At 67.0% G+C, this 20,364-nt stretch carries 17 protein-coding genes and 1 riboswitch; of the genes, 3 read left to right on the top strand and 14 right to left on the bottom strand.

Going from position 1 to position 20,364, the window contains the following annotated elements:
* Positions 1–239: 239 nt before the first annotated feature.
* From GLP40_RS30825 to GLP40_RS30800, 6 genes are all read right to left on the bottom strand, one after another.
* On the bottom strand, positions 240–1,319 hold the full coding sequence (locus GLP40_RS30825) for a TerD family protein (RefSeq protein WP_154791523.1): 1,080 nt from the start codon (positions 1,317–1,319) through the stop codon (positions 240–242).
* 47 nt (positions 1,320–1,366) lie between these two features.
* Positions 1,367–1,645 (bottom strand): alpha/beta hydrolase family protein, encoded by a 279-nt coding sequence (locus GLP40_RS30820; protein WP_230330098.1) that lies wholly within the window; start codon positions 1,643–1,645, stop codon positions 1,367–1,369.
* A gap of 110 nt (positions 1,646–1,755) precedes the next feature.
* A complete protein-coding gene (locus GLP40_RS30815) occupies positions 1,756–2,412 on the bottom strand; it encodes a TetR/AcrR family transcriptional regulator (protein ID WP_154791522.1) in 657 nt (218 codons plus the stop codon).
* Positions 2,413–3,158: 746 nt separating this feature from the next.
* A complete protein-coding gene (locus GLP40_RS30810) occupies positions 3,159–3,596 on the bottom strand; it encodes an SRPBCC family protein (protein WP_154791521.1) in 438 nt (145 codons plus the stop codon).
* Positions 3,583–6,243 (bottom strand): bifunctional acetaldehyde-CoA/alcohol dehydrogenase, encoded by a 2,661-nt coding sequence (adhE, locus tag GLP40_RS30805; protein ID WP_154791520.1) that lies wholly within the window; start codon positions 6,241–6,243, stop codon positions 3,583–3,585. Before adhE ends, GLP40_RS30810 begins: the two co-directional genes overlap by 14 nt.
* 264 nt (positions 6,244–6,507) lie before the next feature.
* A complete protein-coding gene (locus GLP40_RS30800; RefSeq protein ID WP_154791519.1) occupies positions 6,508–7,611 on the bottom strand; it encodes a glycoside hydrolase family 43 protein in 1,104 nt (367 codons plus the stop codon).
* A 661-nt stretch (positions 7,612–8,272) separates the two neighbouring features.
* Here GLP40_RS30800 and GLP40_RS30795 point away from each other — a divergent pair.
* Entirely contained in the window at positions 8,273–8,626 is a 354-nt protein-coding gene (locus GLP40_RS30795) for a hypothetical protein (protein WP_154791518.1), read from the top strand.
* Positions 8,627–8,936: 310 nt separating this feature from the next.
* Here the strand turns inward: GLP40_RS30795 and GLP40_RS30790 are convergent, their stop codons facing one another.
* Positions 8,937–9,185 carry a hypothetical protein gene (locus GLP40_RS30790; protein ID WP_154791517.1) on the bottom strand — a complete coding sequence of 83 codons (249 nt, stop codon included), beginning with the start codon at positions 9,183–9,185 and terminating at the stop codon, positions 8,937–8,939.
* A 408-nt stretch (positions 9,186–9,593) separates the two neighbouring features.
* Positions 9,594–9,773: riboswitch (M-box (ykoK) riboswitch) on the top strand.
* A gap of 341 nt (positions 9,774–10,114) precedes the next feature.
* On the opposite strand from GLP40_RS30790, the gene GLP40_RS30785 reads away from it, so the two are divergent.
* Positions 10,115–11,878 carry an NRAMP family divalent metal transporter gene (locus tag GLP40_RS30785; protein WP_196054857.1) on the top strand — a complete coding sequence of 588 codons (1,764 nt, stop codon included), beginning with the start codon at positions 10,115–10,117 and terminating at the stop codon, positions 11,876–11,878.
* Positions 11,879–12,254: 376 nt separating this feature from the next.
* Here the strand turns inward: GLP40_RS30785 and GLP40_RS30780 are convergent, their stop codons facing one another.
* The gene (locus GLP40_RS30780) at positions 12,255–12,530 is read right to left on the bottom strand and encodes a hypothetical protein (RefSeq protein WP_154791516.1); all 276 of its coding nucleotides are present in this window, start codon (positions 12,528–12,530) and stop codon (positions 12,255–12,257) included.
* Between the two features lie 437 nt (positions 12,531–12,967).
* Complete coding sequence (locus GLP40_RS30775) at positions 12,968–13,522, bottom strand: HD domain-containing protein (protein ID WP_328290846.1); 555 nt, start codon at positions 13,520–13,522, stop codon at positions 12,968–12,970.
* Between the two features lie 683 nt (positions 13,523–14,205).
* Between GLP40_RS30775 and GLP40_RS34225 the strand changes: the two genes are divergently transcribed.
* On the top strand, positions 14,206–14,406 hold the full coding sequence (locus GLP40_RS34225; RefSeq protein WP_230330097.1) for a hypothetical protein: 201 nt from the start codon (positions 14,206–14,208) through the stop codon (positions 14,404–14,406).
* On the opposite strand, the gene GLP40_RS30765 is transcribed toward GLP40_RS34225, so the two are convergent.
* From GLP40_RS30765 to GLP40_RS30745, 5 genes are all read right to left on the bottom strand, one after another.
* On the bottom strand, positions 14,403–16,082 hold the full coding sequence (locus GLP40_RS30765) for a bifunctional metallophosphatase/5'-nucleotidase (RefSeq protein WP_154791515.1): 1,680 nt from the start codon (positions 16,080–16,082) through the stop codon (positions 14,403–14,405). The genes GLP40_RS34225 and GLP40_RS30765 overlap by 4 nt on opposite strands.
* Before the next feature lie 391 nt (positions 16,083–16,473).
* Complete coding sequence (locus tag GLP40_RS30760; protein WP_154791514.1) at positions 16,474–17,619, bottom strand: LLM class flavin-dependent oxidoreductase; 1,146 nt, start codon at positions 17,617–17,619, stop codon at positions 16,474–16,476.
* 10 nt (positions 17,620–17,629) lie between these two features.
* Positions 17,630–18,625 carry an ABC transporter substrate-binding protein gene (locus GLP40_RS30755; protein ID WP_154791513.1) on the bottom strand — a complete coding sequence of 332 codons (996 nt, stop codon included), beginning with the start codon at positions 18,623–18,625 and terminating at the stop codon, positions 17,630–17,632.
* Entirely contained in the window at positions 18,622–19,407 is a 786-nt protein-coding gene (locus GLP40_RS30750) for an ABC transporter ATP-binding protein (RefSeq protein WP_154791512.1), read from the bottom strand. Before GLP40_RS30750 ends, GLP40_RS30755 begins: the two co-directional genes overlap by 4 nt.
* The gene (locus GLP40_RS30745; protein ID WP_328290845.1) at positions 19,380–20,192 is read right to left on the bottom strand and encodes an ABC transporter permease; all 813 of its coding nucleotides are present in this window, start codon (positions 20,190–20,192) and stop codon (positions 19,380–19,382) included. The genes GLP40_RS30750 and GLP40_RS30745 overlap by 28 nt, the downstream gene beginning before the upstream one ends.
* Positions 20,193–20,364 lie beyond the last annotated feature (172 nt).

The raw sequence follows: 20,364 nt of genomic DNA, 5'->3' as shown, positions 1-20,364 counted from the left end.
TCGCACCAGAAAGGTGCTCCTCACACTGCGTACTTCGATCTTCAGCAAATCGAATTATCGCAGTTCAGAGCACCTTTCGCCATTTCTACGCGACGACCAGCTCAACCGCCATGATTGGCCGAGGTTAAGGCCACGCCCAAGTGCCGGTGGCTGCCGCGGCGGCGAAAACGGCATCGGCGGTGGTGATTCGGCCGACCACCCGCCACCCGCCGGATCGGCACCCGCCAGCCAGTCCTGGATTACAGGTAGCCGACCGCCGCCGGCACCGCCTCGTCCGGATGGCGGGCATCGATGGGCGCACCGATGACGGCCATCCGCCACCTACTGCCGTCGCGATACACCTTCGCCACCACCATGCCGGTGTGCCTGCCCGCCGCGCGTAGATTGCCCCGGACGAGTTCGGTATTCGTGCGGCCGTCGACCATGCGCCAGAAGGCCCCAGGCACTCGCTCGAAGGAGATATTCGAGGTCACAACGAACACCACGGCCGAGACGTGCTTCGGCAGACGAGCCAAGTCGACCGAGATCACCTCGTCGTCGCCCTTGCCGCTGCCGGTGCGATTGTCGCCCGAGTGGTGGATCCCCCCGTAGCGGGAGTACAGCTGTTGGTAGTACACGAGATCCACGAGATTCTCGCCTGCGAACACCAGCGCTGACGCGTCCATGTCGATCGGTATACTTTGTAGTCCGCGCGGGCCGTGCATCCGCATCGAAGCCCAGCCCAGCGCCATCATCACCAACGACAGCTCGCCCTTGTTGAAGTCCTGCGGCGACACGTCTCGACCGGTTTGTCGTTCCTCGAGCCCCTGGTACACCCCGTCCTCGGAGCCGCCCAACGGCACTCCGTGCGCGATCACCAACTGCCCGAATCCGGCCGGATCCCCCTGCCCGAGTGTGCGTATCTGCCATATCCCACCGGCCCGGTCCAGATCGAAGGCGACCACCGCCGACTCGCCGTCCAGATCCTCAATCACATACTCGCACAACAGGTTTCCCGCAGTATCCGCGATCCGCACCGTCGGCGGCGGATCGTCGCCGAATCGGGCCTGGGGATCGACCGGCGCCAGGATCACCCGCACGTGCTCGATCTCCCTGGGCAGCCCCCGCACACCGATCGCGAGCGCCAGCGGCACGGGGACCAAGCGCACGCCCGGCCCTGAGGGCTGGTCATAAAAGACCAGATCCTGCAGCCCGCGCACCCTCCCGGCCGCGGTGAGCAGCAGCGCCGACAGGTCGACGGGCTCGCTGTGACGGACCGAGACGACGATGTCGTCCACCATCAGCCGATCGATTTGTCCCTTGGTCAGCTGGACGGCCACCCCTTCTACTCTACGGCCCGTGAGGGCCAGTAACGAGAGAAGTGGCGCTAGCGGCCGCCATGCGAGATTTCGATTCCGAATACGTTGTCCGGCAACATCTCCCCGGATCCTCGCTGATTCGGCAGACCGACAAACCGGCGGTCGAAAGCGAGCACGCTGAATCCGGCCCGATGGAAGCGCTTGGCGAACCTGTCGGTGCCGGGTTCCTTGGTGACCGCGATCGCGCCGGCCATGATCACACAGCCTCCGTTAGTTCCTGGATAGTGCCAGGCCACGCATTCGTCGTCGCCGCTGATGATACGCAGTTTCTGCCGCTCGATGGACATTCGGGCACGGCCTTTCGGTGGATCGGTAACACCCCACAAAGAAGTGAACCATGTGGTTCACATCGTGTCGAAGGTAGGAGACCGGCGCTGTAATACCGTGTGGAACAGGGCTATTCGACAGCCGCCTCTTCCCGATCCAAAGCGCGGACCAGTGCCTCGAGCCCCGCGTCGGCGCCGTCGGCTTCACCGCTGGTCAGCCTGTCGATCAGGAAACCGCGCAGGGCCGCCAGAATCATCGCGGCCACCTCTCGCTTTCGCTGCTCGGGCCAGTGCACGGGGCAGAGCGAAAGCAACAGCGGCAAATATTGTTTGGACGCCTGCCGGCCGAGTTCGGCGTGCCGCTGCGGGTCGTAGATCGCCAACCCGATGGCCTGATCGAGCACTCGCAACCCGGTCTCGGCGTCGACGAGTACCGGCCACAGTGCGCGCACCCGCGCCGACAGTGTCGGCGGCTGTGGGTCGACCGCGGCGAACGCGGCGCTGATCCGCCTGTCCCGCAATCGCACAATCGTCTCAGCGAGCAGATCGTCGGCTCCATCGAAGTAGTAGAGCAGCACCTTGTGCGTGGTGCCGGCCGCCCGCGCAGCCCGTCGAAGCGAAAAGTCCACCAGGCCGTTGGCCGCGACGTCGTCGGTGACACGATCGAGCAGCTCCGCACGCCTGGCCGCACCACGGGCCGAACCTGTCGAACGCCGGTAGCCTGCATGCTCCTGGGAACCGGGCTCAGCGTCTACCTCTGCGGGCTTGGACGGTGTCGTACGGGCCATGCGAACGAACGTACCTCCCGCAGCAGGCGGCGGGTCGCGGCTGATCCGGCACGGGGGGTCGACGCCATGGACCGCAGCCGCGCGGCAGCTCCCCTCATTGCGGTGTGTACTCGATCTCACCGAATGTGTCCGACATCGATTTCGGGGTCCGGCCAATGGCGAGACTGCACTCGTAGAGACCGACGACGGCTATCAATGCGTACGACATACCTGCCGACCCGTACGCGGAATTGGTCGTACATCGATGGGCCGGTGCCACAACGGTTTTCCAGGTCGAATTCTCCAGACCTGGTCGCTGCCGGAAGAACACGATCACGGCAAGTGAGGCGATGCCCAGCAGTGAGATCAAGGCCCACAACGAAAATCCGCCAGCGCGGCATACGCCTTGACCGGGCGCGGCGCAACATCGCTGCTGCCGAACCGCGGCGGGCCGGCAGCACAACTCCTGAATCGCCTGTCGCCCTTGCTGGTTGGACCGATACTTCTGGGATGCCGCGCTTGCCGAGCTGTGTCCTCGACGTGACGGAAGCGATGCGTCATTGCCGATGGACGAGGCACCGACCAGAAGATGGAGCGGATAGCCGGGTCTGGATCACCGCGCTCAGCACAGGACGGAAGTCCTTCTGGGCCAGTGCATTCGGAAGCGAGGGTGGCCGTTGCGGCGGCGGCGATCGGTCGCCACGGTCGCGACAGCTCAGCCGCGATCGGTATCGAACCATGACGCCTCGGCCGCCGGAACGAACCGGTCAGGATTCGACCCTCTTCTGCAAACCGGTCAGCGTGCTGTCCACCAAACCTCTGATGATTCGACCGCGGATGAAGCCGGGTAGCGGCAGGTTGTGATGAATGGTCAGCTGATAGGTGACAGAGGTGGTGTCCGGAGTGATTTCGTCGAGCTGGTAGTTGCCTTCCTGGCCGGTCTGCAACCGCCCCTGCACCATGGACCAACTCATGCCGTCGTCACGGTGCCGGTATCTGAGGGTGTAGCTGTCGGTGCCGACCGGCGCGGATGCCGTGAACCGGGCTGTCGCCGGCAGTCCGGTCCGCTCGTCCGCCTCCAGTACCGCTGCTTCGCGGATCTCGGGAATCCATTCCGCTTGGCTGTTCACATCGCGGATCGTCGCGAGCACGGTCGCCAGCGGGGCGTGAACCCGCACGGTCCGGGTGGCGCTATCGGTCGGCATGGTCGCCGTCCCCGTAGTAGCCGAGGCGAAGCAGGGTGGTGATCTCGCTGATCAGCGGCATCCGCGGATTGGTGCGATTGCTCAGGTCCTGGAATGCGGTCATCGCCAATTCCGGTAGGGCCGCGAGGAATTCGTCCTCGGGAATACCGATCTCCCGGAGTGTGCGCGGCATCTCGACCCGGTCGAGCAGGTCTTGCACACCCTGGAAGAGCCGGCGGCGGCTTTCGCCGGGTTCGTGGCCGCCGAAAACGATCCGCCCGAGTTCGGTGTACTTCTCGGTGGCGATATAGGCCGAGTAGCCGGGGGCGGGCATGAACTTCGTCGGCAGGCCGGCGTTGTAGCGCAGTGTGTGCGGCAGGAAGACGCCGTTCGCCCGGCCGTGGGCGATGCCGAACCGGGCGCCGACAGCGTGGGCGAGAGCATGATTGGTGCCGACGAAGGCATTGGAGAACGCCAGACCGGCCAGCGTGGCGGCATTCGACATATCGGTGCGGGCGGGCAGATCCCCGGGATCGTCGCAGGCTCGGGGAAGCGCATCGAAGATCAGCCGCGCCGCTTGCACGCAGAAGGCATCGGTATAGGGCGAGGCGAAGACCGAGGCGAGGGCCTCGAGGGCGTGCGTGAGCGCATCAATGCCGGTGTCGGCGGTCAGGGTGCGCGGCATCGAGACGGTGAGCAGCGGATCCACGATCGCCATATCGGGCACCAGGGAATAGTCGACCAGTGTTTCCTTACGGTCGTGCAAGGTCAGCACCGCCGCGGGGGAGACCTCCGATCCGGTGCCGGCGGTGGTCGGCACCGCCACCAGCCGGACCGTGTGCGGATCCTGGGGGTAGTCGGCCATGCGCTTGCGCGGATCGAGGAACGGCAAAGTGAGTTCGGCCAGATCCTTCTCAGGGTGCTCGTAGAACAGGCGGATCGCCTTGGCCGCGTCGATCACCGATCCGCCGCCCACGGCGATGAGCACATCGGGCTGGTATGCCTCGAGCAACTCGACGCCGCGCCGGACGGTCGCCTCGCCCGGCTCCGGCTCGACCTCGCTGAAAATCTTGATGTGCCGGGCACGCAGTTTGCCGCGGAATTCGTCCACCACGCCGCGCTGTTCGCTCAGCGCGTCGGTGATGATGACGACGCTGTCGCAGTCGACATCCCGCAGGTTCTCGAGCGCCCCGGCATTGAAGAACGTGTTCGACGGGACCCGGAACCACTGGGGCGGACTGCGCCGATGCGACACCGTCTTGATGTTGAGCAACTGTGTGTAGTTGACGTTCTCGGTGGTGCTCGAACCGCCCCACGTGCCGCAGCCGAGAGAGAAGGTCGGGGTGAGGTTGTTGTAGATCCCGCCGAGGGCTCCTACCGCCGTGGGCGCGTTGACCAGGATCCGCCCGGTGCGCACGGCGAGGCTGTAGGCGTCGACGACAGCCTGGTCGTTGGCGTAGATCGCGGAGGTGTGTCCGAGGCCGCCGTGCTCGGTGACGAGCACCGCGACATCAATGGCGTGCTGGACGTCGCGGGCGCGCACGAGCCCGAGAACCGGCATCAGCTTCTCGCGCACCAGCGGATGTTTGTCGAGTTGGTCGAGCTCGGCCGGTAGCGGTGCGAGGAGAATCTTGACCGACGGGTCCACGTCGAATCCGGCCCGGGCGGCCAGGTCGGGTGCCTGGCGACCGAGAGCCTCGAGGTTGGCCGTGTCGCCGCAGCCGAACGCGAATTTCGCGAGGGCATCGGACTGCTCCTCGGTGAGCAGGTACGCGCCCATCCGCTCGAATTCGGCGACGGTGGCGTCGTAGATCGCGTCGTCGACGATGCAGGTCTGCTCGGCGGGGCAGATCACCGATGCGTCGAAGGTCTTCGAGATCAAGATATCGACGACGGCGGCCTTGATGTCGGCCGTGCGATGCAGGTAGATGGGCGCGTTGCCCGGACCGACACTCAACACGGGCTTTCCGGCCGCGTTGGCGAGGGCGACGATCTTCCGACCGCCGGTCACCCAAATGAAGTCGACCCGCGGATGCTTGAACAGATAGTGGGTCACCTCGTGGGCGGCGTCGGGAATCACCTGCAACGCGCCTGCGGGTAAACCCACCGCATCCCCGGCTCGCCGAAGGATCTCGACGGTGCGTTCGCACGACCGCACGGCGACGGGCGACGGCCGGAACAGGATCGCGTTGCGCGTCTTGGCGGCGACGATCGCCTTGTACAGAACGGTGGACGTCGGATTGGTGACCGGGGTGATGGCCAACACCACTCCGATCGGATCGGCGATGCGAACGATGCTGCGCTCGACGTCCTCCTCGATGATGCCCACGGACTTCTTGTCGCGCAGATAGTCGTAGAGGAATTCGGTGGCGACGTAGTTCTTGACGACCTTGTCCTCGAACACCCCGAAACCGGTCTCCTCGATGGCCACCTGCGCCAGCTCGGCCGCCGCCCTTATCCCGGCGCGGACCATCGCCTCGACGATCGCATCGACCTGTCGCTGATCGAGTTGGCGAAAGGCCTTCGCCGCCGTACTCGCCGTGTCGACCATCGCGTCCACCTCGGCGAATCGGGCGGGGCCGCAAGCGGCCGCGGCGGTGTCGGCGGTGGCTGCGTCAGCGCTGCGATCGACGTCCCGCGCTTCGGTACCGATCCGGATGTCTGTCATGGGATCTCCTCGAATCGGAGATTCGTTGATTCTCGGTTTCCAAGGCACTCATTGGTGACGGTACTCGCGCTTTCCTGCGTTGACTGAGGTCTTTATGCCCCGCCATCGGCCCTGTTCGGCCTTCGATAGGCAGGTACCGGATCTGCCGGAAGCGGCCGACGGGCCGATGGGCTCTGCGGCGGTGCTCGTCCTCGAGAGGAGTCACGAGCGACCCATCCCGCCTGAGCTGGCGTGAGCCGGGTTCGCGGTGGCCGAGCCGGGTGGCTATCCCGGATTGCCGGGGGCAGAGCGTGGTTCGCGGGTGGTTCGGTCCTGGCTTTCGATGGCTATGGGGTCGTCGGGGCCGAAGGCCATGCCGAATTGGGGGCGGCCGTCGCGGGTGAAATTCATGGGTTGGACTCGGATGCTGCGGCCGGGCCAGCCGGTGCCGGGTTCGAGGCGGGCGTGGTAGGTGATCCAGGGGTGGCCGTCGATGGTGAGGAAGCCGTTGTGGCCGGGGGCGATTGCGCCGGGGCAGCCGGGGAGGATGGGGCCGCCGGATTTGGTCCAGGACCTGGGGTCCATGGGGTCGGCGCCGCGGGCCAGTTCGAGGAGGCCGAGGCGGTAGGTGTCGTCGAAACTGGCGTTGGCGGAGAAGGTTACGAAGAGGCGGCCGTCGGGGCCGAGGAGAGGCTCGGGTGCCTCGTTGATCAGTAGGTCCGCGTCGTTGGGGACGGTTTCCCAGGCGGCGGTGGGGGTTGCGATGCTGACCCGGTCACCGATCGGGGTCATGGGGTCCGACATCCGGACTGCGCAAATGTCTTGTACCCGCGTGTCTTCGGGGTCGCGCAGGCAGGACCAGAGGTAGTAGCCGGCGTTCGCGTACTGCAGGTAGACGCCGTCGATGGCCCAGCCGCCGGGCAGGTTCAGCTTCCCGAGGTAGTCATAGGGGCCGGTCGGATCGTCACCGGTTGAGCGCAGGGCGTACATCCGATGGGTCTCGTTGCGGTCGTCCTCCTGCCCGGCGAAGTAGATCCACCAGCGATCGCCGATGTGCTGGAGTTCCGGAGCCCAGATCTTGGTGCAGGCGGGTGCGGGGCAGTCGGGGTGCTCCCACACCACCTTCGGCTCGCTCGTCCCCAGTTCTCCGAGTGTGTCCGAACTGCGGATCACGATGTTGTCGTCGTTGTAGAAATCGCCTTGCACCAGGTGAAATCGGCCCTGGTAGTAGGTCATGCTCGGATCGGCGCCGGCCGCCAGCACCGGATTGGTGAATTCCTCGCTATGCGGCCCGGAGGCAGAGACCTTCGGGACGGCGCCCCCCGCGACCATTGTTCCGATGCCCACCATCACGACGCTGACCAGTCCGAGCGTTCTTCGCCAACCCACCAGCGCCACCTCCAGCGAATGTTGAGAATCCAGTCTCGACGCCGTCGTCGGCGAGTTCAATCACAAACGGAAATCCCCAGCACTCCACAGCGATTCGCCATGGGATCGCGGTCCATCACATCGACGTCGTCGAGTAGGAATTCGGGTCATACAGGTATACCGGCCTCCGAGCAGGTCGATGGCCGCCGGACACTCGTCGAGGGACGGGATTCTGGCCCGCACCCGAGCGGTCCACGACGTGGAACAGCACGCCACCTGCGGCCGCGGCGAAGGCCCTGAGCCGGAAATCGTCGGCCCGCACACCGGGAATAGCGGCCCATGAAATCGGCGGTTTCGAGCGGGGCCCGATCCGACTCGTCACAGATAGCCGCCAACAACGCCGGCGCGGACGGGATCAGCCGTGTCAGCTGCGGTGCGCGGGCCCACGCCTGCTCATCGAACCGGTACAGGTCGTGATGCGCCCGACCGGGTCGAAGCGGTCGAGGCCGGGTCGCATATCTACGCCGGGGCCGGTCAATCGCCGAGATGTGATCTGACGAAAGTCCCCGCCACGAATCAGGGATGTCTCGGAAAATTCCGGATATTACTCGCACGTAGCCTCAACACCGGGTGCATTCTGGACTCAGGCAAGGAGTCTTCTCAGTTCGAGGGAGGTAGGGACATGGTCAGGGTGACAGCGGTCAAACCGAATGGCGAGCACTGGCATCCTCATCCCGGTGACGCCATAGAAGACCCGGGCGAAGGCCCAGCTCTGCTGCTGTGCCTGCTCGGCATCGCAGCCCTCGGTATGACGCTCACGGCCGCCGCGTCCGGTAACCACGGATGGGCGGTTGCGGGTGCGATCGTGACCGCGGTGCTCATAATCTCGGGTCTGCTGATGATTCGCTTCGAATACTTCCGCGAATTCAAGAAGGAGCAGCGCGCCGGTCGGCACGGACACAACCCCTTGGTGGCCGGGGAATGGCGTCCGGGACGGATCAGTTCCTGGCAGGCGCGGCATGGAATTCAGTCGTGACCGGTTGCCCGGCCATGGCCCGGTCATGAAGCGAATTCCGTAGCATCACCGCGCGATTGTCGCGATGTCGATTCGGGCCGCCGCCGTGAGACGGCGGCGGCCCGTCGGCATCACCGGCGTGATCTCGACGTCGTCGAGACACAGCCGCTATACGAGGCGGCCTGCGGGGATGGCTCCGGCGTAGCCGACCCCGAGGATGACAGTGCGGCGCTTCATGGTCTGACTCCTGTCTCGGTGGTGTTCTCAACCTGAACCGAACGGGCCCTCGAAACCTGACAGGAGTCGACGCGGGTCACGGGATTCGGCGCAGCTAGCCGCTGGTGACGGCGAGAAGACCGAACCGGTTGACGGCGGCGTGGTTGTGGCCGTCGGCGCTGGTGATCACGACTTCGGCGGGGTTGGTGAGGGCTATGCAGCAGAAGAGCCCGCCATCCGGCTGGATGCTGAGCGACAGGAAGCGGTGGTGGTTGACGTTCTGCCACTCGTCCAGGGCGGCGTACAGCCCGCGCATGGTGGAGCTTTCGAAGTAGACGACATTGTGTTTGTTGAGTTCGGACATGATCCGATCTTGCCCTGGTCGGGCTCGGCGCGCCGGAGTGATTGCGGCGCTGGGATTGTCGGCCCGCGCGACGGATGGATGCTGCGGCGATGCTCGCGGTCGTCGGGGCCAGGATGACAGTGACAGCGGTACGGGCGACATACGTGTGGGTCGCACCTCAGCTGATGCCCCGGGCGTGTGACTTGACGCGCATATTCATGACCGGTCGCGCACGAAACAAACCTGTCGTTCATCTGAATTATCGAGAAATTACCTATTGGCCAACATTTGCCCGTTTCCTCGCAAAACGGACATGACCTTTCAGGCCGTGTTTCGCGTTCATCCGGATGACGTTGTGGCGCAAGGGATTACGAGGAACCGACCGGATCGGATTTGACAAGCGGAGGGACCGGGCTCACCATTGCCCAGTCAGCACCTCGCTAGGCGAGGCTCCTGTACGAACACAGGCCACTGATCCGACGACGTCGAGAGACGCCCAGGGTTAGGACAGATCACCCCGGATTAAGGGGTGATCCGAAGTGGCTTCCCCGGGCCGCGAGCCCCCGGATACGTCGTGCAGTGCCGAAGCTCTGACGAGAGGGGTGCGGGTCTACGCCGTCGGGCGTGGTCCAGGTTCCCTCTTGCCGTGCGCGATGCGACACCAGAATCAGTGACGTCCGCGTACGTCCCGGCGGCAAGGAGGTGAGGGACGAACAATGAGTTCCGGCGATAGTCCGTATCCGAGTACGGATTTCACAACCCTGACGTCCCCGGCTTGCCGCATTCCAGTCACCGGCTGACCCGTTTCCCGCTCAGGCGTCCCCGGCTTTCCACCGCCGGTCGGTAGCCCGCGCGCGCCTCGGGCCGGTCGACTGATGTCCGAATTCGCTTGGCGGCCGGGCGTATTCCGCACACCCGAAAACCTGATGATCGAAAGCGAGGGACAGGCCATGGCCTTCTTCGCGAACGGCTCCGGCCGCCGCACTTCCACCGTCGCCGCGCCCGCCGGGCCCATGGCCGACACCCAGCCCACCGGCGCTGTCATGGACAGCGCGCACGTCGGCGATATCGTCGGCGCGCTGGGCTCCATCGGACAGCACGACACCCTCGAAGGCCGTTCCCGCCTGCAGCGATTCCGTATGCTGCTCGCCGTCATCGGTCCCGGCCTGATCGTGATGGTCGGCGACAATGACGCCGGCGGGGTGGCGACCTACGCGCAGGCTGGGCAGAACTACGGGATGGCGCTGGTCTGGACGCTGGTCCTGCTGGTCCCGGTGCTCTACGTCAACCAGGAGATGGTGGTCCGGCTCGGAGCGGTCGCAGGAGTCGGCCACGCGCGCTTGATCTTCGACCGCTTCGGCAAGTTCTGGGGCGCGTTCAGCGTGGGCGATCTGTTCCTCGTGAACGCGCTGACCATCGTCACCGAGTTCATTGGTGTCTCCATGGCCCTCAACTACTTCGGGCTGCCCAAGGGCATCGCCGTGCCGCTGGCCGCGGTGCTGTTGTTCGCCATGGTGGCGGGCGGATCGTTCCAGCGCTGGGAGCGGTTCCTGTTCGGGCTGATCGCGCTGAACATCGTGATCTTCCCGCTGGCATTTCTGGTGCATCCCAAGGCATCTCAGATCGCGCACGGATTCCTGCCCTCCTTCCCGGGCGGTCTGAACTCGACGCTGCTGCTGCTCATCGTCGCCATCGTGGGCACCACCGTCGCGCCGTGGCAGCTGTTCTTCCAGCAGTCGAACATCGTCGATAAGCGCATCACCCCGCGCTGGATCCGGTACGAGCGCATCGACCTGTGGGTCGGCATCGTAGTGGTGATGCTGGGTGCCGTCGCCATCATGGCCGCCACCACCTTCGGACTGGCCGGCACCGGCGCGGCCGGCAAGTTCACCGACGCGGGGGCGGTGGCCGAGGCGCTGCACGACCACATGGGGACCACCGTGGGCGCGCTGTTCGCTCTCCTGCTGCTGGACGCCTCGCTGATCGGCGCGAACGCGGTCGGGCTGGCCACCACCTACGCCCTCGGCGACACCCTCGGCAAGCGGCATTCGCTGCACTGGAAGATCACCGAGGCGCCGCTGTTCTATGCGGGTTACGCCGCGCTGCTGGCCGTCGCGGCCGCGGTGTCCTTCAGCCCCGATCATGTGCTGGGCCTGCTGACCCAGGGTGTGCAGGCGCTGGCGGGCGTGTTGCTGCCGTCGGCGACGGTGTTTCTGGTGCTGCTCTGCAATGACAGGGCCGTGCTCGGTCCGTGGGTGAACACGGTCAAGCAGAACATCGCCGCGGGCGTCATCGTCTGGTCGCTGGTGCTGCTGTCGCTGGCACTAACGGCCGCCACTTTCTTCCCCGGCATCACCACCGGCACCCTGGAGCTCGGTTTCGGTGTTGGCGCGCTGATCGGCGTGCTCGGCGGGGCGGGCATGCTCATCGCCTGGCAGCGCAACCGCCGCCAGGCAACCGAGCGCACCGCAAAGGAGTTCGGCAACCTGGACCCGGATCAGGTCGAGGAGCTCGATGCCACTTCCCTCAACCGGGCCGAGCGCAAGGCCATCCTGCAGGCCGACCGCGACACCTGGCGCACTCCGGCCCTGGACACTCTGGAGCGTCCGGTGTTCTCCCCGGCCCGGACCGCGGGCATGCTGGCACTGCGGGGCTACCTGCTGGTGGCGGTGATCCTGGTGGGCGTCAAGGTGGTTCAGGCCATCGGCGGCTAGCGGTCAGCAGGTCGCGGGACACCCGATCGTGCGCGGCGATGGCACGGCAGTCCGCCGCCGCGCTATCGAGGGGTCATGTCACTCAATTCGAGTGGCGGCGCTGCCGATCCGGGCGCCGTCGCCACTGTTGCGCGCCCAGTGCCTGCGCCGCCCCCGAGATCGAGGCGCAGGCCGGCAGCGTCACGACGCCGGTTCGGGGGTTACTCGGAGGCGGGGCATCGAGGTGTTCTCGATCGCTGACCGTGCCGGGCGGAAATGCCGGGCCACCGGCAAAATCCCAGGATTCGGCTATGTCGACTGACAGGGTGCACACGGCTCGACCGACAGAACCCGAAGGGCGATCGCCGGAGGAAAGGAGACGCGGTGGAATGATCCGTCAGAGATCGTCGAGATCGGGAATCGGGGGCAAAGCCGGCTCGGGCCACTCCTCCAGCGTTGCCACCTGCAGGTGGATGAAGGCTGCGATGCGATGCCGGGCCGAGGACGGGAGTCGCTCGATATCGACCGCGCTCAGGACGTGTGCGCCGAAGGAGTGAGGCTGCGGCGCTTCGGGGTCAGGCGATTCTGGAACAACCTCGAGCTTTGGCCGCGAAACAGCGCCCGGAATGACTGGCTCATCCGGGTCTGCAGCAGCGGCGGTGGTTCGCACCATGCCGTGACCATAACCCTTTGATAACGCTCGCGGGAGGCGTTGGCGCACTTGTGTCTTCGGGCTGCGAATTCAGCGAAGCCCTTGCATTGGCGCTAGAAATATGCAGGCAACATTTACCCTTCGGAACTCCGGCAGGCCTGCGCCCGCAGATTATGGTGATGGGCGTCACTCTGTCAACACTTCGGACAACACTCCCTATGAATCAGTCACATCGGGTGCCGCGCAATGGCATACAAATCACGCGCCGGACCGGTCGGCTTCTGTCCGATGAGTTGGCGGACGGCTGACTGATCCCATGCGCCCTGGCCTCGCGCCCCAGACTGCCCAACTCGATCACCGACAACAGCAGATCGAGCGCGGCCAGATCGGGAAGTCGCGGTGACAACCGCATGGAGCGAGTCCATGCAGGCGACGCGGCCGGGTGCGGTGTCCCACCCTCAGCGAGCGCCGGCCACCCGTTCGACCACCGGTCGCCAGGCGCCGAGGGGAGCGACGATGAGTCCGACGACCTTGCCCGCGTCATCGGCGCGACGCAGGGCGATGGCCGCGGCGAAGTCGGGATCGCGCTCGAAGGCGGCGCTTTCCCCGGGGGTCATGGGCCCGCCCTGGGCAACCAGGGTGCGCCGGCTCGACGGCGAAAGCGCCGCGGCGTGCACCGAATCCGTGGCAGCCAGATACCGCTTGGCGACCACGTGCAGTTCGACGAGCCGCGCGACGCGATCACCGAGCAGTCCCCGAACGGCATTGCCGCCGTGCATTCCGTGGCCCGCGCCGTCACCCGGCACCAGCACGTGTCCGATGTCGTGCACCAGCCCGGCGACCTGGAGTTCCTCGTCGGCGGGGAAGTCGCGGCGCAGGAGCTCGGCGCACTGCCGGTCGTGGTCGAGGATGTCGACAGGATCACCGCTGCGATCGGGCATGTCCCACGCGTCCGCGCAGTCGGCCAGCAGGGTCATGAGTTCGTCGACGGAGGAGACGGGCTCGCGATGCACGTCCGCACCCTACGGGAACAGGCGCGCGACCGCCCACGGTGAAATACGTGACGGGTCAATGAGAATCGGAACATAGGGCGCACAATCCTCGCATCGGGCCCCGATCGATCCCGGTCAGGGCGCGCGTGGCCGGAATTCTCTGCGGGTGAGACGATGAGAGACTCAGGCTTCGGCCATGGCAGGCAGGGCTCCCGCGACACTCGAGGAGTTCGAGACCGCGCCCGAGTGGCTGGACCCGGAGCTGGTCGCCCAGGCGCCCACTGCACGCGCGGGTCATCCGGCCGATCCCGGTACCGGATTTCCGTCGGAATCTTGCCCGCCGAGGCCGTGTCCGGGCAGCGTGGTGCCCGGGCTGGCGCTGTGGAGCCTCGGGCATCAGACCACCATCTCGGAAATCGAAGCGACACTGCACTTCTGGCGGCACGTCGGGCATCTGCTGGGTATGCAGCCACAGTGGTATCCGCGCGACTTCCGCGAATCGGTCCAGCTCATGTTCGCAGCCTCCGTCAAGCGCGCGCACACGGCGGGTGCGGACGGCGAGGAACTGGTCGAGTCGTATCTGCCCGCGTTCGAGCCCCGGCCGGATGCGCTGTGGGCCAAGCGATTCGGGACGAGATCAACTATCGCGTGCAGGTCGGGTATACCGGGTTCTGGCGCCGCCCGCTACGTATGCCCGCCACCGCATGCCGCGCCGGTTCCCGTGGGCGCTGCACCCGCCGGTGCGGGCCCCGGTGGTGTTCGGCGCGGAAACCTTGCGCCGGATGGTGCCCGTACTGGACGCGCTCGCCGATCGGGTGCGGCGGTATCGGCGGGAGCAGTGGTACCGCGACGAGGTCGGGGACCGAGACGCCGAGTCCACGCCCGTCGAGGAGTTCCGGCGCTAGTGCTTCTCGATCCGGCCGGCGGGCGGGACGACCGCTCCGTGTGAGCGCAGATACGACTCCAGCGCATCGAGATCGCTGGGGCCGACCAGTGTTTCGCTGCCCTGCTCGAACACGGTGAAGCCGTCGCCCCCGGCGGCCAGGAAGTTATTGGTCGAAACCCGGTAGACGGCCGCGGGATTCAGCGGCTGCCCGGCCACGCGGACACTGTCGTCGATCACCTTGTGCCCCGTGGACGCGGTGTCGGAGTAGGAGTAGGAGATGCCGGCGACCGACAGCACATCGGGTTTGCTCGCATTGTCCCACTGCTGTTCCAACAGATTCAGGATCTGCTGCCCGGTCAGCGCGACGGCCACCACCTGATTGCCGAAGGGTTGCACGGTGTACGCCTGCTCGTAGGTGATGGTCCCGCCGGTCAAGCCGGCGCGTACACCGCCGGGATTCATGAAGGCCGCCACCGCCTGCACATTGGTCATGGCGTCGAGCATGGCGTCTGCGATAACGTCGCCGAGCGGGGAATCCCCGGCCGGGGCCGGCTCGGCGGGCACCGCCGCGGCGGCGCTGCCGATGACTCGCTGGGCAAGCGGCTTGGCTTGCGCGGCAAAGAAATTTACCAGCTGGGCAGTGGTGGTCGTGGGCGTGAGTTCGCGGGTGACGACCCGGTTGACCGCTGCGGCCTCGACCTTGCCGTCGTGGAAGCGCAGCGTCACATCGGTGACGAGACGGCCGAAGGAGGCGGCCTGGGTGACGACCTTGCCCTCCAGGGTGCAGTTGTAGGCCTGGTGACTGTGCGCGGTGAGCAGCACCGAGACTGCGGCATCGGTCTTGTGGGCCAGCGCCTTCACATCGGGCGAGATGTCCGCGCACCCGTTGTAGTCGACCGGGCGGCCGTGGGTCTGCTGGGCGCCGCCGTCGTGTAGCAGCGCCACCACGGTTTCCGCGCCGGCGGCCTTCATCTCGGGCACGTACTTGTCGATGGCGCCGGCCTCGTCGCCGAAGCGGTAGCCGCGAATGCCCTCCGGCATGACGATGTGCTCGGTCTCGGTGGTGACGGTCCCGATGACGCCGATCTTGTGGCCGCCCAGCTCCAGCATGGTCCACGGCGTCAGTCCCGGCGGCAGTCGGCCATTGTCATCGGTGACGTTGGCGGCCAGGTACGGGAACTTCGCGCCGGTGAACGGCTCGCCCGGCGCGCAGCCGTCGGCGGCGCAGCCACCCTGCCGGAGTCGCCGCAATTCGGTGACGCCGTGGTCGAATTCGTGATTGCCGACCGCCGAGGCGGCCACGCCCACCGAGTTGAGGAAGTCGATGGTCGGCTCGTCGTGGAACAGCGAGGAGACGAGCGGGCTGGCCCCGATATTGTCGCCGGCCGACAGGACCGCGCTGTCGGGATAGGCCGCCTTCAGCCGCGCCAGATGTGCGGCCAGGTAGGCCGCTCCCCCGGCGGTGTACATGCCAACCTTGCCGTTGGCTCCCTCCGGCGGCTGGAGATTTCCGTGCAGGTCGTTGATCCCGAACAGGTGTACTTCACCCGGTTGCGGCCTGGGCAGGTCGCCGGTCGACACCAGCGGCACCGCGGTCGAGGTGGCGGGGGCGGTGTTGTCCGCGCCGCCGCAGCCCGCCACCAGACCCAGACTCAGTACCGCCGCGCACAGTCCCAGAACACGCCGACCGTTCATAGATGTCGACTGTGGCAGACCCGGTCGACGGTCGCACGACGGCCGGGTGAATTCCACCGTCACCGTATGTGATTGGTGAATCCGGGCTTGGTGAGAATGTGTTGCACGAGGTAAGGGCGCAGTGCGCTCGGACAGCGCAACGGCGGCGACTCCCTATCGCTCCTACCCGCCGCGGCCGCCTCGATCTCGCGCGGTCCCGCCGCGGCGGCGTCTACATCTCAGACATTGGCACACAACAGGATTCGTGTTGTCGCCAGCCCCGTACGATGTCCCGCGGCGACGGCGGCGAGGGCTCGTCGGCCCAGTGAACCTGCCGCCGAATGACGCACCGTCCGTACTCGGCGGCCGCCGGACCCTCGGGGCGCGGCGGCCGTGCCCGGTTACCTCGGGTCTAGCTGCTGGACGCGCCGGCGAACGGGGTGACGGCCGGCCCGGCTGGGCGGCGGATCGGGTGCCGCCACAGACCCTTTCGCGCCAGGATGGGCAGTACGCCCTCGCCGAACCAATACGCCTCCTCCAGGTGCGGATAGCCGGAGAGCACGAAGTGGGAGATGCCCACCTTCGAGTATTCGATGAGGCGTTCGGCCACCTCCTCATGCGAGCCGACCAGTGCGGTGCCCGCGCCGCCGCGCACCAGGCCCACACCCGCCCACAGATTGGGGGCGATCTCGAGCCGGTCGGTGCTGCCATTGTGCAGCTCCGACATCCGGCGCTGGCCCTCGGATTCGCTGTTGGCCAGGGCGTTCTGGACGCGTTCGATATCGGCCGGATCGATGCCGGCCAACAGCTTGTCGGCCACCGCCCAGGCCTCCTCGGAGGTGTCGCGGGTGATGACGTGGATGCGCAGGCCGTAGTCCAGCTTGCGGCCGTGGTCGACCGCGAGCCCGCGAATCCAGTCCAGCTTGCGGCTCACCGCCAGCACCGGCTCGCCCCAGGTGAGGTAGCCGTCGGCGTAGCGCGCCGCCACCGGTCCGGCCGGGCCCGACGAACCACCGAAGAAGATCGGCGGCACGGGATCGGGCCGATTGCTCAGCAGCGCGTTCTCGACGCGAATGTGCTCGCCGCGGAACGTGACCGGCTCGTGCGAGTTCCACAGCGACCGCACCACGTGCAGGAACTCCCCGGTCCGGGCGTACCGCGCCTCCTTGTCGGCGAAGTCGCCGTAGGCGGCCTGCTCCAGGGGCTCGCCGCCGGTCACCACATTGATGAACAACCGGCCCCGGGAGTGCCGCTGGAAGGTACCCGCCATCTGCGCGGCGAGGGTCGGGCTCATCAGGCCCGGGCGCAGGGCCACCAGGAACTTCAGCGTCTCGGTGGTCTCCACCAGCATCGCGGTGGTCAGCCAGGCGTCCTCGCACCAGGAACCGGTGGGGGTGAGCACGGCCTCGAAGCCGTTGGACTCGGCCGCTGCGGCGATCTGGTTGAGGTAGTGCAGCGAGGCCGGCCGATCACCCGACATGGGGGTGCCGTGCCCGCCGACCACCAGGCCGCGGGAGTCGCCGGAGGTGGGCAGGAACCAATGGAACGACAAGCTCATGCGGGGACTCCTAGGAGGTGAATCGGTCGTTGTAGCGGGTGTCGATGAAGTCGGCGATCCGGACCCTGCCCGGAATCAGCTTGGCGTCGGAGAAGCCGTCCGCCACTTGCTGTTCCGCGGCGATCGTCGCGTCGTCGAGCGGGTGGTCCTGGAAATTGCCGCGGTTCACGGCGAGCAGGGTGACGTCGTAGGGCACCCCGGTGATCGCGGCCGACTGCTTGGCCCACTCCTCGCGATGGTTCGTGATCCACACGTGCGCGCGCTGGATCCGCACCAGCAGGTCGCGGACCGCTGCGGCATTCGCCTTGTTCTGCAACGTCTTCGAGCCCGTGACGTAGAAGCTGTCCGGCTTCACATAGCCGGTGCCGTCCACCAGGACCCGATTGCCGCCCAGCTCGGACTGGGCCACATAGGGGTCCCACACCGTCCAGGCGTCCACCCGGCCGGTGGACAGCGCGGCGAGCGCGTCGGCGGGCTGCAGGTACTGCGGTTCGATATCGGCGAAGGTCAGTCCGGACTTGGTCAGCACCGACAGCAGGTGGTAGTGCGCCGAGCTGCCCTTGGTGACGGCGATCTTCTTGCCGCGCAGGTCCTTCGGATCCTTGATCGACGAGTCCTTGGGCACCACGACGGCATTGCCGGCCGCACCGGAGTCGTAGGACGCCACGATCTTGATTTGCGACTTGGCCGCCGCCGCGAACACCGGCGGGGCGTCGCCGACGCCACCGAAGTCGACGGATCCGGCATTGATCGCCTCGAGCATGGGCGGACCGGCGGTGAAGGTGGACCATTCGACCTTGTAGGGCAGGTTCTTACCCTCGCCCGAGACGTCCAGCAGGGCCTGCAGCGCAAGGCCTTTCTGATCGCCGACGTGCAGGGTCACCTGCGACAGGTCCACCGAGCCATCCGCGTTCACCCCGTGTGTGTCGTCACCACCGGAGGAGCACGCCGCGCTGATGAGGGTCGCGGCGATCGCCAGGGCGGCGAACAGGCGTCTGGATTTCATTCGGTGGTTCCTTCCGGGGTGACGCCCAGCTCGGCCAGCAGTGCCGTTCGCAGGGCCAGGAATTCGGGATGCTCGCGCCGGCGTGGCCGCGGCAGGTCGATGGGGAGCTCGCGGGCGATGCGGCCGCCGTCGAGCACGAGGGCGCGGTCGGCCAGCAGCAGCGCCTCGTCCACGTCGTGGGTGACCAGCAGCACGCCGGGCCGGTGCCGGGCCCACAGGTCCAGCACCAGGCCGTGAATCGTGATGCGTGTCAGGGCGTCCAGGGCGCTGAAGGGTTCGTCGAGCAGCAGCAGATCGGGCTCGCGGACCAGGGCGCGCGCCAGCGAGGCCCGCTGCGCCTCACCACCGGAAAGCGTGAGCGGCCAGGCTCCGCCGCGCTCGGCCAGCCCCACCTCGGCCAGCGCGGCTTCGGCCGCGGCCCTGGAGTTTTCGTGGCGCAGGCCCAGGGTGACGTTGTCGCGCACGCGTTTCCACGGCACCAGCCGCGGTTCCTGGAAGGCGACCGCGACCTCGCCGGACACGGTGAGCTCGCCGCCGGTCTGGTCGTCCAGCCCCGCCAGCGCCCGCAACAGGGTGGATTTGCCGGAGCCGCTGCGTCCGAGCAGGGCCACGAACTCGCCGGGGCGGATGTCGAGATCCAGTCCGCGCAGGATGCGGCGTTCCCCGAAGTCCTTGACCAGATTACGAATTCGCACGACCGGGGGCGCCGCCGTCTCCTCCAGCTCGGCCAGCGTCGCCGCGATCACCGAATCGGTCAGTGTGCCAGGAAGCCGCGTCGCCATGACAGCGCTCTCCTCTCGATCGAACGGACCAGCGCGTCGGTGAGCAGCCCGAGCACGCTGTAGACGAGCAGGCCGACCACGATCACGTCGGTGCGTAGGAACTCGCGGGCGTCGTTGATCATGAAGCCCAGGCCCGCGTCGGCATTGACCTGTTCGGCCACGATGAGCGCCAGCCAGGCCACGCCCAGCGACTGGCGCAGGCCGACCAGCGTCTGCGGCAGCGCACCCGGCAGCACGATGTGTAGGATCAGGCCCCCGCGGCTCAGCCGCTGCACCCGCGCGAGCTCGGCCAGTTTGCCGTCCACGCTGCGGATACCCGCGAAGGTATTCAGGTACAGCGGAATCGCCACACCGAAGGCGACCAGCACGATCTTGGGCAACTCCCCGATCCCGAACCACAGAATGAACAGCGGGATCAGGCCGTAGAACGGCAGCGTCCGCAGCATCTGCATCAGCGGATCGACCAGGTACTCCCCCATGCGACTCAGCCCGGCCACCAGTGCCAGCCCGATCCCGGTCGCCGCGCCGATGACGAAGCCCAGCGCGGCGCGCCGCAGCGACACCGACACCGCCTTGGTCAGCGTCCCGTCCTCGACCAGGTCGACCGCCGTCCGCACGACGGTCACCGGGGCGGCGAGCAGCCGTTCCGGCAGCAAACCGGTCGAACTGGCGATCTGCCAGATCACGATCAGCAGAACCGGCGCGACGAACCGCGCCAGCACGGATACGCTCGGCAGGCGCGGGCGGCCGGTAATGGGCCTGGCCTGCAGGGCAATTGAGGACACGACAGCACCTCGGGCGAATGGGGACGGGGACCGTGGCGGTCGAGGGCCTTCGTCCGCCATGCCTCGACCCTGCCGTTCCGGCGGCCCCCGGTCATCGGTTGGAATCCGCGTGATTCTGGCTCGCCCGAACCCTCGACTGCCACAGTGGATCCGCGACGAGGAGCCGAGGACG

It is taken from the genome of Nocardia aurantiaca (genome assembly GCF_009708175.1).
GTDB lineage: Bacteria > Actinomycetota > Actinomycetes > Mycobacteriales > Mycobacteriaceae > Nocardia > Nocardia aurantiaca.
This window is presented reverse-complemented; position numbering and strand designations above follow the sequence as displayed.

What these genes read in the sequence shown, in the direction of transcription:
- GLP40_RS30820 (WP_230330098.1), bottom strand. Translation starts at nt 1,645, where the DNA reads ATGTCCATCGAGCGGCAGAAACTGCGTATCATCAGCGGCGACGACGAA.
- GLP40_RS30815 (WP_154791522.1), bottom strand. Translation starts at nt 2,412, where the DNA reads ATGGCCCGTACGACACCGTCCAAGCCCGCAGAGGTAGACGCTGAGCCC.
- GLP40_RS30810 (WP_154791521.1), bottom strand. Translation starts at nt 3,596, where the DNA reads ATGCCGACCGATAGCGCCACCCGGACCGTGCGGGTTCACGCCCCGCTG.
- adhE (WP_154791520.1), bottom strand. Translation starts at nt 6,243, where the DNA reads ATGACAGACATCCGGATCGGTACCGAAGCGCGGGACGTCGATCGCAGC.
- GLP40_RS30795 (WP_154791518.1), top strand. Translation starts at nt 8,273, where the DNA reads ATGGTCAGGGTGACAGCGGTCAAACCGAATGGCGAGCACTGGCATCCT.
- GLP40_RS30790 (WP_154791517.1), bottom strand. Translation starts at nt 9,185, where the DNA reads ATGTCCGAACTCAACAAACACAATGTCGTCTACTTCGAAAGCTCCACC.
- GLP40_RS30785 (WP_196054857.1), top strand. Translation starts at nt 10,115, where the DNA reads ATGGCCTTCTTCGCGAACGGCTCCGGCCGCCGCACTTCCACCGTCGCC.
- GLP40_RS30780 (WP_154791516.1), bottom strand. Translation starts at nt 12,530, where the DNA reads ATGGTGCGAACCACCGCCGCTGCTGCAGACCCGGATGAGCCAGTCATT.
- GLP40_RS34225 (WP_230330097.1), top strand. Translation starts at nt 14,206, where the DNA reads ATGCCGCGCCGGTTCCCGTGGGCGCTGCACCCGCCGGTGCGGGCCCCG.
- GLP40_RS30765 (WP_154791515.1), bottom strand. Translation starts at nt 16,082, where the DNA reads ATGAACGGTCGGCGTGTTCTGGGACTGTGCGCGGCGGTACTGAGTCTG.
- GLP40_RS30760 (WP_154791514.1), bottom strand. Translation starts at nt 17,619, where the DNA reads ATGAGCTTGTCGTTCCATTGGTTCCTGCCCACCTCCGGCGACTCCCGC.
- GLP40_RS30755 (WP_154791513.1), bottom strand. Translation starts at nt 18,625, where the DNA reads ATGAAATCCAGACGCCTGTTCGCCGCCCTGGCGATCGCCGCGACCCTC.
- GLP40_RS30750 (WP_154791512.1), bottom strand. Translation starts at nt 19,407, where the DNA reads ATGGCGACGCGGCTTCCTGGCACACTGACCGATTCGGTGATCGCGGCG.